Origin of the sequence: Microtetraspora malaysiensis (assembly GCF_050947145.1) — a bacterium.
Taxonomy (GTDB): domain Bacteria; phylum Actinomycetota; class Actinomycetes; order Streptosporangiales; family Streptosporangiaceae; genus Microtetraspora_A; species Microtetraspora_A malaysiensis.
This window is the reverse complement of record NZ_CP191998.1, coordinates 3,157,215-3,174,632: the sequence shown is the minus strand read 5'-3', so window position 1 is coordinate 3,174,632 and position 17,418 is coordinate 3,157,215. Positions and strand designations below refer to the sequence as shown.

General features: G+C 71.8%; 14 protein-coding genes. 2 read left to right on the top strand and 12 right to left on the bottom strand.

Features of this window, described 5'->3' with window-relative positions; genetic code table 11:
- Positions 1–2 precede the first annotated feature (2 nt).
- Positions 3–959: a hypothetical protein gene (locus ACQP1V_RS15105; protein WP_387411027.1), complete on the bottom strand. Its 957-nt coding sequence runs from the start codon at positions 957–959 to the stop codon at positions 3–5.
- Between the two features lie 42 nt (positions 960–1,001).
- Complete coding sequence (locus tag ACQP1V_RS15100; protein WP_433423185.1) at positions 1,002–1,925, bottom strand: S66 peptidase family protein; 924 nt, start codon at positions 1,923–1,925, stop codon at positions 1,002–1,004.
- Positions 1,926–1,986: 61 nt separating this feature from the next.
- On the opposite strand from ACQP1V_RS15100, the gene ACQP1V_RS15095 reads away from it, so the two are divergent.
- A complete protein-coding gene (locus ACQP1V_RS15095) occupies positions 1,987–2,865 on the top strand; it encodes a sulfotransferase family protein (protein WP_433423182.1) in 879 nt (292 codons plus the stop codon).
- On the opposite strand, the gene ACQP1V_RS15090 is transcribed toward ACQP1V_RS15095, so the two are convergent.
- The 6 genes from ACQP1V_RS15090 to ACQP1V_RS15065 all read right to left on the bottom strand — a co-directional run bounded on the left by ACQP1V_RS15090 (position 2,843) and on the right by ACQP1V_RS15065 (position 11,407).
- Positions 2,843–4,723, bottom strand: coding sequence for an ABC transporter ATP-binding protein (locus ACQP1V_RS15090; RefSeq protein ID WP_387411366.1), 1,881 nt, complete (start codon positions 4,721–4,723; stop codon positions 2,843–2,845). The two genes, ACQP1V_RS15095 and ACQP1V_RS15090, sit on opposite strands and share 23 nt — an antisense overlap.
- Before the next feature lie 52 nt (positions 4,724–4,775).
- Positions 4,776–5,594, bottom strand: a complete 819-nt coding sequence (locus ACQP1V_RS15085) for an enoyl-CoA hydratase/isomerase family protein (RefSeq protein WP_387411022.1) — start codon at positions 5,592–5,594, stop codon at positions 4,776–4,778.
- A 130-nt stretch (positions 5,595–5,724) separates the two neighbouring features.
- Positions 5,725–5,940 (bottom strand): helix-turn-helix domain-containing protein, encoded by a 216-nt coding sequence (locus ACQP1V_RS15080; RefSeq protein WP_061255603.1) that lies wholly within the window; start codon positions 5,938–5,940, stop codon positions 5,725–5,727.
- 114 nt (positions 5,941–6,054) lie between these two features.
- On the bottom strand, positions 6,055–7,653 hold the full coding sequence (locus ACQP1V_RS15075) for an ABC-F family ATP-binding cassette domain-containing protein (RefSeq protein WP_067131631.1): 1,599 nt from the start codon (positions 7,651–7,653) through the stop codon (positions 6,055–6,057).
- 205 nt (positions 7,654–7,858) lie between these two features.
- The gene (locus tag ACQP1V_RS15070) at positions 7,859–8,638 is read right to left on the bottom strand and encodes an acVLRF1 family peptidyl-tRNA hydrolase (protein WP_433423179.1); all 780 of its coding nucleotides are present in this window, start codon (positions 8,636–8,638) and stop codon (positions 7,859–7,861) included.
- Between the two features lie 156 nt (positions 8,639–8,794).
- Positions 8,795–11,407, bottom strand: coding sequence for a DUF222 domain-containing protein (locus tag ACQP1V_RS15065; RefSeq protein WP_433423176.1), 2,613 nt, complete (start codon positions 11,405–11,407; stop codon positions 8,795–8,797).
- 1,244 nt (positions 11,408–12,651) lie between these two features.
- Here ACQP1V_RS15065 and ACQP1V_RS15060 point away from each other — a divergent pair.
- The gene (locus ACQP1V_RS15060; protein WP_433423173.1) at positions 12,652–13,851 is read left to right on the top strand and encodes an EAL domain-containing protein; all 1,200 of its coding nucleotides are present in this window, start codon (positions 12,652–12,654) and stop codon (positions 13,849–13,851) included.
- A gap of 57 nt (positions 13,852–13,908) precedes the next feature.
- Here ACQP1V_RS15060 and ACQP1V_RS15055 read toward each other — a convergent pair whose 3' ends face one another.
- From ACQP1V_RS15055 to ACQP1V_RS15040, 4 genes are read right to left on the bottom strand one after another with little or no spacing between them, the layout of a single operon-like run.
- Positions 13,909–14,514 carry a response regulator transcription factor gene (locus ACQP1V_RS15055; protein WP_067141929.1) on the bottom strand — a complete coding sequence of 202 codons (606 nt, stop codon included), beginning with the start codon at positions 14,512–14,514 and terminating at the stop codon, positions 13,909–13,911.
- Complete coding sequence (locus ACQP1V_RS15050; protein WP_433423169.1) at positions 14,511–15,704, bottom strand: sensor histidine kinase; 1,194 nt, start codon at positions 15,702–15,704, stop codon at positions 14,511–14,513. Before ACQP1V_RS15050 ends, ACQP1V_RS15055 begins: the two co-directional genes overlap by 4 nt.
- Positions 15,701–16,438, bottom strand: a complete 738-nt coding sequence (locus ACQP1V_RS15045; RefSeq protein ID WP_387416625.1) for an ABC transporter permease — start codon at positions 16,436–16,438, stop codon at positions 15,701–15,703. Before ACQP1V_RS15045 ends, ACQP1V_RS15050 begins: the two co-directional genes overlap by 4 nt.
- Entirely contained in the window at positions 16,438–17,322 is an 885-nt protein-coding gene (locus ACQP1V_RS15040; RefSeq protein ID WP_433423165.1) for an ABC transporter ATP-binding protein, read from the bottom strand. The genes ACQP1V_RS15045 and ACQP1V_RS15040 overlap by 1 nt, the downstream gene beginning before the upstream one ends.
- Between the last annotated feature and the right edge of the window lie 96 nt (positions 17,323–17,418).

The window sequence follows — 17,418 nt, the reverse complement described above, 5'->3', positions numbered from 1 at the left end:
GCTCAGGGCCGGGCCTGGCCGGCGATCCTGGCCAGCAGCCGGGCGAACTCCGGCGGCGGCGCGATGACGAGGCGGGTCTGGCCGTCCTGCGCGATCACGTCCGCCTGGATGCGGGTGAGCCGCCACCCGTGCCCGGCGTCGATGTGCCACCAGTAGACGTGGGGGCTGAGCCCGTCGCGCCGCTCGTCGTACTCCCGCTGGGCGAAGATCCGCAGCCGCTCGATCGCGCGCACCACGCCGATGCCGTCCACGGGGTGGAGGGCCAGCACGCCGGGGTGGGGCAGCGCGACCAGCATTCCGTCGTCGGGGACCGGCACGTAACGTTCCAGGCTGCGCAGGTGCGCCGCCGCGCTGGGCGCGGCGAGCAGCCCCGCCCGCACCCCGCCGAGGTCGATCCGCGACACCGCGGGCCGCTCGTCGGCCAGCGCGTTGGCCACGGCGACGCCGAGCGCCTCGGCCGGGGGGATGGGCCAGCAGAACGCCTCCTCGGGGCGTACCGGCCGGGCTCCGATGGTGAGCACCTCAATCAGGTCGGCGCTGAGATGGCGGCCGATGATCCGGGACGGGTCGGGGATCGCCGGGTCGTCGGCGGCGCGCACCCGGGTGCGCAGCAGCGGCCGGATCGGCGCCAGGTTGCACGCGTCGAACGGCTCGCCCGACACGGCGTGGGCGAGGTGCTCGGAGACGAGCATCGGCCAGTCCTCGCGGGACCGGCGGGCGGCCTCGCGCCGCAGCCCGACCAGGTTGACCACCCGCATCTGGCCCGGCCGGTCGTCCCGGCCGTCGCCGGGCGGCGGGGAGCCCATCGTCAGGGACGTCCCGTTCGGGGCGAACGAGCAGGTGAAGCCCATGGTCTCGGCGACCAGGGCGAGCAGGGAGTCGAGGTCGACGTCCTCGACGGATCTCGGTGCGGGAAGGTCAGGCCGCTTCCGGCCGCGCAGTCGCCGCAAGAGTCCCAAAGCACCATCCCTCCGCCGCGCCAGGATTTTTCCGGGCGCGTTTCAGGGTGCCCGCTCCGGATAGCGGAAGAGACCAGTCAGAGAACACGATTGCGTATCAATAACCCCATCCGCCTCCATCCACACACTGAACTGTGGTGAGCCATGGCCGATGGGGAGGCCGGCGACGATCGGGACGCCGAGCGGGGCCAGCCGCCCGGCCACCACGTCGAGCACCTCGTCCGGGTCCCCGCAGCGCGTCCACGACCCGAGCGCGAACCCCGCCGCGCCGTCCAGAACGCCCGCCTGCAGGAGCTGCGTCAGCATCCGGTCGATCCGGTACGGCACCTCCCCCACGTCCTCCAGGAGGACGATGTGGCCGTCCGCGCGGAAGCTGTACGGCGTGCCGCAGAGAGCGGCGAGCAGGCTGAGGTTGCCGCCGCCCAGCGGGCCCTCGGCCCGGCCCTGGAGGAGGACCCGGTCCCCGTGGACGGGCTCGGGCCGCTCGCCCGCGAACAGCGCCGCGCGGAGCCGGGCCAGCGTCTCCGGCTCGGGGCCCTCCGGGACGCCGAGGAGGGAGCAGGCGGGCATCGGGCCGAAGAGCGTCGCGACGCCGAGTTCCGCGGCGAACGCCCGGTGGAGCGCGGTGACGTCGCTCGACCCGAGCAGGATCTTCGGCCCGGCGGCGCGCATCGCGTCCCAGTCCAGCACCCCGAACAGCCGGGTGGCGCCGTAGCCGCCTCTGGCGCAGATCACCGCGGACACCTGCGGATCGCACCAGGCGGCCTGGAGGTCGGCGGCCCGGGCGGAGTCGGGGCCGGCGAGGAACCCCTGCCTGCCGAGCGCCCGCGAGCCGACGATCACGTTGAGGCCGAGCCCGCGGAGAACACCGGTGCCGCGTTCCAGCCGCTCGGGATCCACCGGACCGCAGGGGGCGACGACGGCGACGGTGTCGCCGGGACGCAGCCGGCGCGGACGTTCAACCACGACACGACCCGGTGTCGCTGCGTTCGTTCACCTCGCAAAGGGTGTCAGACTAGCCGTACCTATGCGACCTCCGACACACATCCTGGTTGTCAACGGCGTCAAGGTCCATCGTCCGGTGTTCGTGCTCGGCGCCCCCCATTCCGGCGCTGACCTGCTGGCCCGCGTGCTGAAACGTTCCGCCGGCTTCCACGTGACGATGGGTCGCCCCGCCGTCGCCCGCGTCGTCTACGCGTTCGCGCGCCGGCCGTCGATCGCGCGCAGCGGCGGCGCGCCGAGCGTGATCAGGGACGCGCTGGCGGAGGCGTGGCGGATCGGCCCGGACGCCTGTACCGGGTGCCCCGCCGCCTGCCGGGAGGCGAGCGGCGTCGTCGAGGACGGCCCGTGCGTGCGAAGCCGGGCGCCCGCCGTGTTCGGCGACGCCGGGCCCGATCTGCTCTACAGCGCCCCGGTGCTGCTGCGGGCGTTCCCCGACGCCAGGTTCGTCCAGATCGTCAGGGACGGCCGGGACGTGGTCGCCGACATGCTGGCCGACCCCGCGTGCATGACCTGGTTCCGCCCCCACATGCTCAGCGAGGACGCCGAATTCCCCAGCCCATTCCTCGGGGTGCGGTCGGCCGAGCACCGGGAGCGCTGGCTGAAGATGCCCGCCGCGGGCAAGTGCGCCCTGCGCTGGCGGGCCGCCGTACGGCTCAGCGCGACCCTGCGCAGGGAGCTGCCCCGCGAGCAGCTGCTGACGCTCCGCTACGAGGACGTGCTCGCCGAACCGGGCGAGGCCGTGGCGGCGACGGCGGAGTTCCTCTCGGCCCCGCTCTCCACGGCCGCCCTGTACGGCACGGCGCCCTCGCCGGCCGGGGCGTGGCGGGCGCGGCTGTCCGCCACCGATCTCGCGCTGGCCGAGAAGGTGGCGCGCGAGGAGCTCACGCGTCTGGGCTACCTGTGAACTGGGTCCGGTAGAGCTCGGCGTAGGCGCCGTCGCGGGCGAGCAGCTCGTCGTGGCCGCCCCGCTCGACGACCTGGCCGTCCTGGATCACCAGGATCGTGTCGGCCTCCCTGATCGTGGAGAGCCGGTGCGCGATCACCAGGGAGGTACGGCCGGCCAGCGCGATCTTCAGCGCCTTCTGCACCGCCGCCTCGGACTCGGAGTCGAGGTGGGCGGTGGCCTCGTCCAGCACGACGACGCTGGGGGCCTTGAGCAGCAGCCTGGCCAGCGCGACCCGTTGCTTCTCACCGCCGGAGAGCCGGTACCCGCGGTCGCCGACGACCGTGTCCAGCCCCTCGGGGAGCGCGCTGACGAGGTCGACGATCTGCGCCGCCCGCAGCGCCTCCCAGATCTCCTCGTCGGTCGCCTCCGGCCGGGCGTAGCGCAGGTTGTTGCCGATCGTGTCGTGGAACAGGTGCGAGTCCTGCATGACGACGCCGACTGTGTCCCTGATGCTGTCCATGGTGGCGTCCTTGACGTCGCGTCCGTTGAGCCGGACGGCGCCCTCGTTCACGTCGTAGAGGCGGGAGACCAGCGACGTGATCGTGGTCTTGCCCGCGCCGGAGTGACCGACCAGGGCGACCAGCTCTCCGGGCCGCGCCGTGAACGACACCCCCTGCAGCACCGGCTGCGACGGGCCGGTGTCCGGCCGGGCGACGGACTCGAGCGAGGCCAGCGACACCTCGGATGCCGCGGGGTAGCGGAAGTGGACGTCGTCGAACTCGATCGTCACCGGCCCGGCGGGGACGGGGCGGGCGTCGGGCGCCTGCGCGACCATGGGCTTCAGGTCGAGTACCTCGAAGACCCGGTCGAAGCTGACCAGCGCGGTCATCACGTCGACGTGGACGTTCGACAGGCTGGTGAGCGGGCCGTACAGGCGCATCAGCAGGGCGGCGAGGGCGACCAGCGTGCCCAGTTCGAAAGCGCCACCGATGGCGAAGGCGCCGCCGAGGCCGTAGACGAGCGCGGTGGCGAGCGCGGCGACCAGGCCGAGCGCGATGCGGAAGACCGCGCCGTACATCGCGACGATCACGCCGATGTCGCGCACCCGTCCGGCCCGCCCGGCGAAGTGGACCGCCTCGTCCTCGGGCCGGCCGTACAGCTTGGCCACCATGGCGCCGGCGACGTTGAACCGTTCGGTCATCAGCGAGCTCATCTCGGCGTCGAGCTGCATCTGCTCGCGGGTGAGGGCCGACATGCGGCGCCCGACCCATTTCGCCGGGAAGATGAAGATCGGCAGCAGGACGAGGGCGACCAGGGTGATCTGCCAGGACAGCGCCAGCATGGCGCCGAGCACCACGACCAGGCTGACGACGTTGGACACCACGGACGACAGGGTGCTGGTGAGCGCCCGCTGCGCGCCGATGACGTCGCTGTTGAGCCGGGACACCAGCGCGCCGGTCTGCGCCCGCATGAAGAACGCCACGGGCATGCGCTGCACGTGGTCGAAGACCTCGGTGCGGAGGTTGTAGATCAAGCCCTCGCCGATGCGGGCGGAGAACCACCGCTGGGCCAGGCCGATCAGCGCGTCGACCACGGCGAGCCCCGCGATGCCGACGGCCAGCCAGACCACGACGTCGACCCGGCGCGGCACGATGCCGTCGTCGATGACCGACTTCATCAGCAGCGGATTGGCGACCACGATCAACGCGCCGACCACCACCAGCGCGAGGAAGCCGCCGATCTGCCGCTTGAACGGCCGGGCATACCCCGCGATGCGCCGGACGGTGCCGGGCGCGAGCCGTTCCTTGGTCACCGAGCTGTCACGCCGGAGAGACCGCATCACCTGGGGGCCGTAGCCCCCGCCCATCATCGCCACGCTCATCCTCCCGCTTGTGAAGCACCGGGGAGGATACCGCCCATTCCCGGAGTCAGCTGGAGGCGAACAAGGCTCGGATGCGGAGCGCCTGCTCGGCGCGCTCGGCCGCGGCCTGCTCCTCCAGGGTCCGGCCGGGGGCACCCTGAAGCAGCCGTTTGGTCGCGGCCGCGGCGTCCCGGTTCGTACCGAGCAGCGCCGCGGCGAGATCCCGTACGGCCTGGGACAGCTCCTCGCCCGGGACCACCAGCTCGGCCAGGCCGAGCCGGTGCGCCTCGTCAGCGCCGACGGTGCGCGCGGTCAGGCAGATCTCGATCGCCCGGGAGACGCCGACGATGTCGACGAGCGGCTTGGTGCCGGTGAGATCGGGGACCAGCCCGAGCGCCGGCTCCTTCATGCAGAACTTGACATCCTCCGCGACGACCCGCAGGTCACAGGAGAGCGCGAGCTGGAACCCGGCGCCGATCGCGTGACCCTGGACGGCGGCGATGGAGACGATGTCAGGCCGGCGAAGCCACAGGAACCCGCGCTGGGCCTCGGCGACCGCCTGCTCGAAGGCTGCGTCGTCGAGCGTGGCGACCGTACCGAATGATCCCTGCCCAGGCACCCCCTCGGGCGTGAACATGCGCAGATCGATGCCCGCTGAGAAGGACGGCCCCTCACCACGGATCACGACCACCCGTACCTGGCCGGGGAGGCTCTCCCCGATCCTGGCCAGTGCCGACCAGGTGGCGAACGTCTGAGCGTTACGCCGTTCCGGCCGATCAAGGGTGATGGTCGCGATCTCGCCGTCCACCTCACAGCGCAGTCCGATCTCCGCGAGCTCAGCCGCCGAGATCGCCTCCGTGCTCCCCCCAAGTGTCGCGTCCGCCATCCACAGCTCCTGCGTCCGTCGTTTTCCGCGGTCCCGCCCGAGCCTACCGAATATCGTTCTGATGGCTCTTGGCGGGACCGTACGACGTCTGGAACGTGCGGCTGCGGTCGCGCGCCCGCGAGGCGGATCTCTAGCGCTTGGACTTCCCTCGGGTCGCCCCGCCGCGCCCGCGCAGAGCCACGCCGGACTCGCTCAGGATGCGGTGGATGAACCCGTAGGACCGGCCGGTCGAAGCGGCCAGCGCGCGGATGCTCTCACCCGCGGCGTACCGCTTCTTGAGATCGCTGGCCAGCTTTTCACGGTCGGCCCCGGTCACCCGGGTGCCCTTCTTAAGAGTCTCGGCCACGAGTACCTCCTGTAGTGCCAGACTTCCGCAGCGTTACTCAGGCCATGATCAGTCATTTCCGCGGGATCGGCTACCTACTCAGCCGGAAAAGATCCCTACCCGCTCAAATTAAGATCAGGCGAGGGCCACAAGATCGGAAAATTCGTCACTCCACGCGTCCTCTACCCCGTCCGGCAAGAGGATCACCCGGTCGGGCTGGAGCGCGTCGACGGCGCCCTCGTCGTGCGTGACGAGTACGATCGCGCCGGCATACGAGCGCAGCGCCGACAGGACCTGCTCCCGCGAGGCCGGATCGAGGTTGTTGGTGGGCTCGTCGAGCAGCAGCACGTTGGCGCTCGACAGCACCAGCGTCGCCAGGGCGAGCCGCGTCTTCTCCCCGCCAGACAGGACGCCCGCGGGCTTGTCCACGTCATCGCCGGTGAACAGGAACGAGCCGAGCACCTTGCGCAGGTCCACGTCGGCCAGGTCGGGGCCGGCCGAGCGCATGTTCTCCAGGACCGTGCGGTCGGGGTCGAGCGTCTCGTGCTCCTGGGCGTAGTAGCCGAGCTTGAGGCCGTGGCCGGGCCGCACCTCGCCGGTGTCGGGCTGCTCCAGACCGCCGAAAATGCGCAGCAGTGTGGTCTTGCCCGCGCCGTTGAGGCCCAGGATGACCACCCGGGAGCCGCGGTCCACGGCGGCGTCCACGTCGGTGAAGACCTCCAGCGAGCCGTACGACTTCGACAGCCCGGCCGCGGTGAGCGGGGTCTTGCCGCAGGGGGCGGGCTCGGGGAAGCGCAGCTTGGCGACCCGGTCGCTGCGCCGCTCACCCTCGACGCCGGACAGCATCCGGCGGGCGCGGCGCTCCATGTCCTGCGCGGCCTTGGCCTTCGTGGCCTTGGCCCGCATCCGGTCGGCCTGGGCGAGCAGCACCGACGCCTGCTTCTCGGCGTTGGCCCGCTCGCGCTTGCGGCGCTTCTCGTCGGTCTCGCGCTGGGTGAGGTAGGCCGTCCAGCCAACGTTGTAGGTGTCGATCACGCAGCGGTTGGCGTCCAGGTGCAGAACCCGGTTTACCGTCGCTTCAAGTAGGTTGACATCGTGGCTGATGATCACCAAGCCGCCCTGGTGGGATCGCAAAAAATCACGAAGCCACCCGATCGAGTCCGCATCGAGGTGGTTTGTCGGCTCGTCAAGCAGGAGAGTCTCCGCTCCGCTGAAGAGAATCCGGGCCAGCTCGACCCGGCGGCGCTGCCCTCCTGAGAGGGTCTCCAGGGGCTGGGTGAGCACCCGGTCCGGCAGACCGAGGCTGGAGGCGATGGAGGCGGCCTCCGACTCGGCCGCGTACCCGCCGAGGACATGCAGCCGGTCCTCCAACCGCCCGTACGCGCGGACGGCCCGGTCGCGGGTGCGCGTGTCGTCGGCGGCCATGCCCTGCTCGGCGGCGCGCAGCTCGCGCAACACGTCGTCCAGCCCGCGGGCGGACAAAATGCGGTCGCGAGCGAGGATGCTCAGGTCGCCCGAGCGGGGGTCCTGCGGAAGGTAGCCGACGCTGCCGGTGGCGGTGACGGAGCCGACGGCGGGGATGCCCTCGCCCGCGAGCACCTTGGTCAGTGTGGTCTTTCCGGCGCCGTTGCGGCCGACCAGGCCGATCTTGTCGCCCGGGTTAACCCGGAACGAGGCGCCCTCGATGAGCAGCCGGGACCCGGCGCGCAGCTCGATATCAGTTGCAATGATCATGATCAGGGGAACATCCCGTGTGGTGGGGTCAGGACCGGCGCGTGGTCGCACGAACGCCCGGAGGGGTGCCAGAGCGGGTCCGTGCGATCTCGGGGAGATGATCTAGTCGGGAGCGCGCATAGCGCCCAGTGTACGGCCTGCGCACCGCTCCTCCCGGGACCATAAGATCCACGGCGGCTCCTCGGGATCGCCGGGCTGTACCGGTTCAGCCGACGACGCGGACCCGGACCGCGCGGAACGTCGCCGGCGTCTCCCTGAGAACGGCCAGCCGGGGATCGGGCACCGTGAGGAACGGCGGCTGCTCCAAGGCGAGCAGCGGGGCCAGCCGCCGGTCGCGGCGCACACCGTCGATCGCCCGCCGATCCCCGCCGAGCACGACCGCCTCCAACTCACCGGCGTACGGCAGCAGCACGCGCGCGGCGACGTCGGCCGCCGCCTCCAGCGCCTCGGCCGACTGCTTCTCCCTGCGCCGGGCGAACCGTTGCTGCGACCACCCTCCCGCCGCACTACGGCCGTGGACCTGCCGGGAGCCGACCTTGGACGCCACCAGCCGCTCCCCGTCGAACACGCCCGCCGCGTGGCCGCCGAGCCGTACGAGCAGGACACCGACCAGGCGGTCGCGGCGCGCGTGCGCGGCGAGCGCCGCCACCGGGTCGCCAAGCGCGGCCTCGGAGTGCTCGGTGTCCGCTCCCACTCCGTGCCCCGCCCCCTGGTCGGCGACGCGCGCCAGGTCCCGCCGGGCGCCGCTCTCGGGCTCAACCGCCCGGATGGCGGCCTGTTCCAGGGCCTCTGCCAGCATCAGGGGCGGGAACGGGACGTGCAATTCGGCCACCGCCCCGTCGGCGGCGGTCAGCCGTACGAGATCGGGGGTCGCGATCGCCTCGGCGCCGCCGTGCCGGGCCGCGAAGCCGCCCGCCCAGCGCTCAACGCGCTCCGGGGCCACCGTGACCCATCTGCCCCCACCCGCGGCCGGTCGTGCCGTCATGGGACCCGAGGTTATCCCCTACTTCCCCCCGGCCGGGCTGCTCCGGCGCTCCGCGATAGCGGGCCTCTGGTGATGCCGCTGGCGCGGCCATCGCGCGCTTTCCCGCCACACCCGCTTCCCACGGTTACGCCCCTGCACCGTGTGGCACACGTGGGCCTACCGGACGTGGCGGCACGCCATATTGCAGACGGGCGGGATGTCCTCGGCCGGGTCAGCCGGCGGACCGGCACGAACAGTGACCTCCTGTGCCGTGTCCGGTTTGGCGAGGGGTTCCTCCCACCAGGCGGGTTCATACCGGTAGGCCGGTACGTAGGGCAGTTCGTCGACGGCGGGGTCGGTGATGCTGCCCGCGCCGTACCCGGAATCGGCGGGCCTGAGGTGGGCCCAGCCTGCCGGGGCGAACGGCTCGGGCAGCGGTTCGATGACGGGCGGCGGCTGGGCCGGGTAGCGGTGACCCGTCCGGCTGATCCACGTCACATGACCAGGCCCCGTCCGCACGACCTGCCAGCCGTTGTCACGCAGGTCATGGTCATGCGCGCACGCGGCGGCCAGGTTCCCCTCGCTCGTGGAACCACCCGCAGCGTAGGGGCGGGTGTGGTCCAGCTCCGACCGGGTCGCCGGGGCACGGCAGCCGGGATGCGTACATACCCTGTCCCTGACCTGGATGTGCCGCCGCAGGCCCGCTCTGGGGAACCGCCGCCGCCCATCCCCGCTGTCGCTCGCACCGTCATGCGGGGCCGCCTCCTGCGGGACAGCCCCGGCAGGTGCGGAATATGCACCGCCGCTGCTCCGGACACCATCAGCCCCACCAGCACCAGCGCCTCGACCGGCATCAGCGCCATCGCCCGCACCCTCGCCGGGGGCGTGGTCCGGGCCGGCGGCCTCGTACTGGCCGACGGCATCGGCGACCACACCGGCCCAGCCGCCCAACGCGTGTAGATCGGCATGCAACGCGCGCAGCAGAGACAGCGGGAACTGCAGCTCAACGATCCCGCGACCGCGTACCGACGCCGCTCGCACATCTCGCTCCGCTTCCCCGGCAACCCCCAGCTTCTGGGCAACCCCTGTCTGGCGGGGCCAGCCTCCGGGACGACGCCGGGTAACCCCGGCGAACAACAGGTGCCCGTCCTCATCGCACACGGCGAACCGCCACTCGCCGCCGATCTGGCGCTTGGCGACGATACGAGCGAGATGAGCGTGAATGGGCCCCCATCCGGCCAATTCGGCGGGCAGGTCGTCCAGATGCATCAGCGTGGACGCCCGCACCCGCAGTTCACCGGCCGCATACCCGAGGGGCGCGCTCTGACTGCCATCAGACGCTGCCCGCACCTTCCCACCCCCTCGGACACCCGCCCTCCCGTCAGTTTCGGCATCTGAACGCGCCGATTCAGCGGCGGTCCGTGTTCGTGTCCGGCCCCCGGCCCGCGCCTTGCCGATCGCGCCGTTGCCAGCCCCCACCGACGCGGCAGCAGCCGGGGAAGCCGCGTCGGATGAGAGGGGGTCGCAGCCGCCCTGGCCCTCCCGCGCCTGCGGTTGGGACGTGGCCTGCGGTTGGGACGTGGCCTGCGGTTGGCGCGTGTCGTCGGGCCCGCTGGGGTCATCGGGTGTGCTGGGGTCACCAGGGGTGCTGATGTGGCCGGTCTCGCCGCCATCGAAGGGGCGAGGGGCGCCGGGATCGGTGGTGTGGCCTGGACGGCCCTGACCCTCCCGCACCTGCGGTTGGGACGTGGCCTGCGGTTGGGACGTGTCGGCGGGTGCGCTGGTGTCATCAGGAGTGCTGGCGTGGCCGGTCTCGCCGCCATCGAGAGGACCGGAATCCTCAGGGCTGCCGGTGGAGGGGTCTTCGGTCGAGGGGTCGTCAGAAAGCTGGTCGTCGTAGTCCTCTTCCTCACCCGCCTTCCTGCGGGCGGCGGCGGCGAACAAGACGGCGATCACGCCGTCGTCGTCCAGGCCGGACATGCTGCCGTCCAGCAGGCCGAGGAACACATCCGCGCGGATGTGGTCGATCGGGGCGTGCAGGCCCGTCCTCTTGGCCCGTATCGCGATGGCGTCCACGCGGGCGATCGCGGCGGCGGCCTGGTCCACCGGCAGTTGCTGGCCGGTGATGGTGGCCGAGCCGTCGGCGTGGCGCACTCCGACGACCCGCCGCTGGTGAACCACCCGCTCATAACGGCGGCGGGCCCAGCCGGGATCGGCGGCGATGAGCAGCTTCTTGATCTTCTCGCGTAGTTCGCTGGTGGTCCACCGGCCTGCGTTGGGGAGCAGGTGCCCTGCGACGGCGCGGGCGAGTTCGATGGGGATGTCTTCGAGCCAGTCGCAGAACACCACCGCCCGTGTTTTGTCGATCGTCCCGGCTTCCAGGGCGTCTCGGACCATGGGGAGGCGGACTTTGAGGTCGTAGGCGATCCCGTATTCACGCTCGGCCGCGCGGCGGGTGAGCCGCAACGCGGCCCGGATTTCGTCGGGTGAGTTCTTGTCCGGCTCGGGCATTTTCTCCATGCCGCTGGCGGAAATCTCATAGAGGCCGACTTCGGCCATCACGGTGGCTTTCCGGGCCTGCACGTGCGCTTCGAGGCGGGCATAGGCCTGCAGGACGATGACGGCGTCGAAGCCGTCCAGGAGGGTGATGTCGATCCCGGCCAGGACGGCGGCCAGCTCCGCGCCGGGGGCAAGGTGCTCCAGGCCGGGCGGGATCGGCTGCCGTTGTTTGGTCACAGGGTGACGGTAACCATCGGCACCGACAAAAACGCCTTCCCCGTAAGCCCGCATGAATGGGCTGGGAAGCATCTTCCTGGAGTCACAGTTCCCGCTCCGGAAAACGCCGCAGAGTTCCGCCTACGCACCTAACTCGGCGATCGGTAGATGGGTCAATAAAGGCCCATTTGGGGAATCTGTGGATTTGGTTCGGTAAGTCTGCTTTCCCGAACCAGCGGCTCTGGAATGTGGACGTAGGTCGGTGCGGCGGGAGAGCGGGACAGGGTGCGTGGCGGTGAGGAGTGGGTGCGGCGGGAGAGCGGGACAGGGTGCATGGCGGCGGAAGCAGGTGCGCCGGGAAGCGGGGCAGGGCGTGTGACGGTGAGAAGTGGGTGCGACGGGAAAGCGGAGCGGAGTGCGGGTGGGACCTCCGGCGCGCGTAGGACCGTGCCATGTACCGCCGCGCCCGAAGCCGCGAAGCGGCATCACCAGAGGTCCGCTATCACGGCGCGCCGGAGGGCCCGCCCGCCGCAGCGCAGCGGCGTTCCCGGCAGCACCTGACCATGAGCTGGTTTCCCGGTAGCGCCTGACCATGAGCGGGTTTCCCAGGTTGCGGTGAGAAGAAGGCCGAGGACGAGGCGATGCGCCTACGGCGAGGAGCCGGCGCGAGGGTGAGCGGAGCGGAGTGCGGGTGGTTGTGGAGGCGCGCGTAGGACCGTGCCATGTACCACCGCGCCCGAAGCCGCGAAGCGGTAACGCCAGAGGCCGGCTATCACGGCGCGCCGGAGCAGCCGCCCGCCGCAGCGCAGCGGTCACCGTTCAGCAGTGGTCGCCGTTCAGCAGTGGTCGCCGTTCAGCAGCGCTCACCGCTCGGCAGCGCTCGCCGTTCAGCAGCGGCGCGAACCACGCACTCGGGAGCAGCCACCCGCCGCAGCGCAGCGCCGCTCATCGACGGCGAGTACCGCCCGCGCGGGCCTGCACGCGCGGGCCTGCACGCGCGGGCCTGCACGCGCGGGCCTGCACGCGCGGGCCTGCACGCGCGGGCGCGGCCTATCCGGGGTGCAGATGGTCATCTCCGATGCCCACGCCGGTCTGGTCGACACTGTCATGCGGCGGCGGGATGCGCTCCTGCGGCTCCTCGGGGCAGGCGCTCAGGCGGCATACCGGGGAAGGTTCCGGCGGCTCCGAAGGGCGCATCGGATCGTCCGGTGACGTGCCGGACCTGCGGCGATATATCCCCACAGAACAGCAGGGGAAAAGTGGGTGAACTTCGCTTTCTGCCCCACCGATCACGGGTATCGGGGCAGCACAATTCAACCGTGTCGGTCCCCCTTCCCTTCGCGGCGCCATCCGCCCAGACCGCCCCGGACGCACCCGCGCCCGGCTCCTCCGGCGCCCACCCGCGGGCTCCCGGCCACCCGCCCACCCCGGTCTTCGTGCCGATCGTGGATCTCGACACCGGCGGAGTCGTCGCGGTGGAGGTGAACACGGGCGACGTACCGGGGGCCCCGCCGTCCGACGTCTCCGGCACGGTGCGAGGCCTGCTCGCCGCGTCACGGGCGGCGGCCCTGCTCCCGCTCGTGCTGCCGATCCCGGCCCGCGCGGTGATCGGCGGCTCCGGCGGCCTGGCCCCGCTGCACGAGGCGGTGCGCGTGTCGGGCCGCAGGTCGCGCGAACTGATCCTGGTGGTCGAGGGGGAGGTCCCGGAAGCCGACCGGCGCGCCCTGCTCGCCGGGATCGACGGCCTGCGGGCGGCCGGATATCTCATCGCCTTCGGCGGGCTCGGCAGCGCGCCGTTGCCGCTCGATCTGCTCGCCGACACCTCGCCGTACGTGGTGGTGCTGGCACGCGACCTGGTGGACCGGCTGCCGCGTGACCCGCGTCGCAGCGCGCTCGCCGAGTCGCTCGTCGGGGTGGCGCGCGGTCTCGGCACGCACGTGCTCGCCCCCGGACTGCGGGACGAGACCCAGCTCGCCGCGGTGCGCGGCTGGGGCATCCGGCTGGCGCAGGGCCCGCTGCTCGCGCCGATCGACTGGAAGCCGTCGGCGGGGCGGGTCCGGGTGCGCGTCCCGCTTCCCGTGCCGGACACCACGCCCGCGGCGGCGCTGCTCGGACCGCGGGTCCAGGAGCTGCTGCTCCCCGGCGTGACGCTGTCCGCGGAGGCGACCGCGGAGGAGGTGGTCGGAGCGTTCGGCTCCGAGCCGTCGATCACCAGCGTCATCCTGGTGGACGAGTACCAGCGGCCGGTGGGGAGCGCCGATCGGAGCCGTTTCCTGCTCTTCATGGCCGGCGCGTACGGCCACGCGCTGCATGCCAAGAAACCGGCCAGGCGCATCGCGGATGCCCCGAGGACGGTGCCCAGGACGACCCCCGCGATCGCGGCGATGCAGCTCGCGGGGCGTGACGCGTCCCGGGTCTACGACGATCTGGTGGTGGTCGACGAGGTCGGCCGCTGCATGGGCATCGTCCGCGTCGGCGACCTCATCCGCAACGTGGCCGGCCTCCGGCCCGCCCGCTGACCTCGCCGACCGCCCGGGCACGGCCATGCCCGGAGTACCGCGAGGAGTGCGGGGCGGTCAGAGCCAGCCCTGGAGCCGCGACCGCTGCACGGCCTCGATGCGGTTGCGCGCGCCGGTCTTCTGGATCGCCGAGGAGAGGTAGTTGCGTACCGTGCCCTCGGAAAGATGCAGCGCGCGGGCGATGTCCATGATCGTGGAGCCGTCCGCGGCCGCGGTCAGGACGTCGCGCTCCCGGCGCGAGAGGGGGTTCGGCCCCGCGCTGAGAGCGGCGGCGGCCAGGCCGGGATCGATCACCCGCTCGCCGCCGAGTACCCGCCGGATCGCGACCGCCAGCTCGCGCGCCGGGCTGTCCTTGACGAGGAACCCGTAGGCACCCGCCTCCATGGCCTGGCGCAGGTATCCCGGCCGTCCGAAGGTGGTCAGGATCACCACCCGGCATCCGGGCGTCCGCGCGCGGATCCGCGCGGCGGCGGCGATGCCGTCCAGCACGGGCATCTCGATGTCCAGGAGGGCGACATCGGGTTCGAGGCGCTCCACGACGGCGACCGCCTCCTCTCCGGTGGCCGCCTCCCCCACGACCTCGATGTCGGGCTCCAGGTCCAGCAGTGACGCCAGCGCTCCCCTGACCATCGCCTGGTCCTCGGCCAGAATGACGCGGATCATGTGCCCGAGCCTAGATGGACGCCGGTGTCGCGAGCGGCGGACTCGTCTTCCGGCCCGGCGAGGTGCGGAGCGGGCACGGCGATGCGCAACCGGAATCCGCCCGGCGACGGCCCGGCCTCCATCGCGCCTCCCTCGGCGCGGACCCGTTCCGCCAGGCCGCGCAGGCCGCTTCCCGGCTCGTACGGCCCGGCGACGCCGTTGTCGGTGACCTCGAGCGTGGCATGGGTCCCGTCGTTGGTGACGGTGATCTCGCAGCGGGTGGCGCGGGCGTGCCGTACGACGTTGGTGGTTGCCTCGCGCACCCCCCAGCCGAAGAGGCCGTCGAGGGTGTCGGGCAGCGGGGTCCCGGCGATCCGGGCGGCCACCGCCAGCCCGGCGGCGGCGAGCGCGGCGCGCGCCCCGTCGAGCTCCTCGGCGAACCCCCGCCGGCGATATCCGGTGACGGCCTCGCGTACCTCCACCAGGGCCTGCCGCGCGACGGACTCGATGTCCGCGATCTCGTGGACCGCCCGCTCCGCGCCCTGCTCGGCCAGGCGGCCGGCGAGCTCGCTCTTGAGCACGATCAGCGACAGGCTGTGCCCGAGCAGGTCGTGCAGGTCTCGCGCGATGCGGAGCCGCTCGTCGCTCGCCGCCAGCCGAGCGACCTCCCGCTGCGCGTCCTCGAGCTGGAGGACGAGCAAGCGCGTGTTACGAACGCTGGCGAACAGGATGCCGAGGGTCCACACCTGCATCAGGAGCATCATCACGGTGCCGATCTCCGCGCCCGCGACCAGGCAGTCGACGAGGACGACCAGGGACATCGCCGCCATCGCTACCAGGGCGTGCCGCAGGGGCAGCGCCATGGAGAGCATCACGGTGACGTAGATCGGCAACGCGGTCCACTCGCTCCCGAAGAGGAGCGGGAACACGACCGCCATCAGCGTGGTCAGGGCCATCAGCGTGATCGCCCGCCTACCGCGCTCGCCGTGCTCCCCCGGGGTGAGGACGGCGACGACGTAGGTCACGACGAACACCCCGAGGGCGACGCTCTGCCAGACCGCCTCCGCGCCGGAGACCTCTCCGGTCACGATGGCGGACACCGGGTAGGCGAGGTACATGAAGCCGAACGCGATGCCCATCAGGCGCCGCGGTCGTGACCCCCGTCCCCCTGTCCTGCCGAACGTGAAGACGCGCTCCAGCCTGCCGATCATGCGCGTACGGTAGCCCGCCGGAAGGCGAAGATGGCGAACGCGATCAGGGCGACGCCCCACCCGAGGATGCCGAGGACCGCCGAGGCGGACGGCGTCTCTCCTGCGACGATCTGCCAGCCGATGGTGGCGTAGTCGTTCGAGGGAAGCACCTTGGCGATCGACCGCATGGTCTCCGGCATGATGTCGAGGGGGATCCAGAGACCTCCGAGCAGCGCGAGCCCGAACATGCCGATCATGGCGAGCGGCTGGGCCGTGTCGGGGCGCGTCAGCGAGCCGATGGCCAGGCCGAGCGCGGCGAACGGGATCACACCGAGCCACATCGCGACGACCAGCCCGGCCCACGCGCCCGGCGGAAGCGAGACGCCCTGGGTGAGGACGGCCGCCAAGCCGACGAGCACGAGCGCGGGCAGAGTGAGCAGCAGGGACACGACCAGCTTGGTCACGATGAACGACCAGCTGGGCAGCGGCGTGATCTGGAGTTGGCGCAGCCAGCCGCTCTCCCGCTCCTGCGCCCAGGGGACCGCCGTGGACATGATGGACGAGGCCAGTGCGCCGTACGCGCCCATGGAGACCATGAGGATCACGCTGGCCTTCACCCCGGTGGTCGCGTCCACCTGATCACCCCACAGGTTGGAGTAGAGCAGGTAGAAGCCGAGGGGGAAGGCCACGACGAAGACGGCGTAGCGCTTGTTGCGCAGCATCCGCAGCGCTTCGATCTTGATGTGCTTCAGCATCAGGACTCCTGGGTCAGTGCGAGGAAGGCGTCCTCGAGATCGGCCCCGGCGATCTCGAGGCCGCGCACATCGAGGGCGGTCTTGCGGTAGAGCGCGTCGACGGTGACGTCCGGATCGCTCGTCCTGAGTACGGCACGGCCCGATGTGATCTCGACCGCGATGACGCCGGGCAGCGCGTCAAGGCCGGCGACGGACTGCGTGCCGAGCGTGAAGCTCACCGTTTGGCCTCCGACTCCGGCCTTGATCTCGGCGGCCGTCCCGTCGGCGACGATCCGGCCGCGTGCGATGACGACGACCCTGTCGGAGTTCTCGTCGGCCTCCTCCAGGTAGTGGGTGGCGAACAGGACCGTGCGCCCCTGTGCCGCGTACGCCCGGATGTTGTCCCAGAAGGCGCGGCGGGACTCGACGTCCATGGCGGCGGTGGGTTCGTCGAGGATGAGGAGCCGGGGAGCGCCCGCGATGGCCAGCGCGAACCGTACCCGCTGGGTCTGTCCGCCGGACAGCCGTCCGGCCCTGCGTCCGGCCAGGTCGGTGAGTTCGGCCATGCGGAGGATCTCGTCGAGGGGCAGGGGGTCGGGGTAGAGGCTCCGGACGAAGCCGACGGTCTCGGCGACGGTCAGTTCGGGGATCAGCGTCCCCTCCTGGAGCATCGCGCCGACGTCGCCGCGGGCGATGGCGCGTTCGGGCGTCTCCCCGAAGATCTTGATCTGGCCGCTGGTCGGGCGGAGCAGGCCGAGCATCATGTTGATCGAAGTGGATTTGCCGGCGCCGTTCGGCCCCAGCAGGGCGACCGTACGGCCCGGGGGGATGTCGAGGTCGAGCCCGTCCACCGCGAGCACGTCCCCGTAGGCCCGTGTGACCTGGGAGAAGGAGATGGCGTTCACGCGCTCGATGCTAGGAGGCGTACCGCTGCACGCTGCAGTTCCATACCTCCGGCCTTCTTCATGACATTTGTCAGAGAAGCGCGGCCGGTCGTGCGG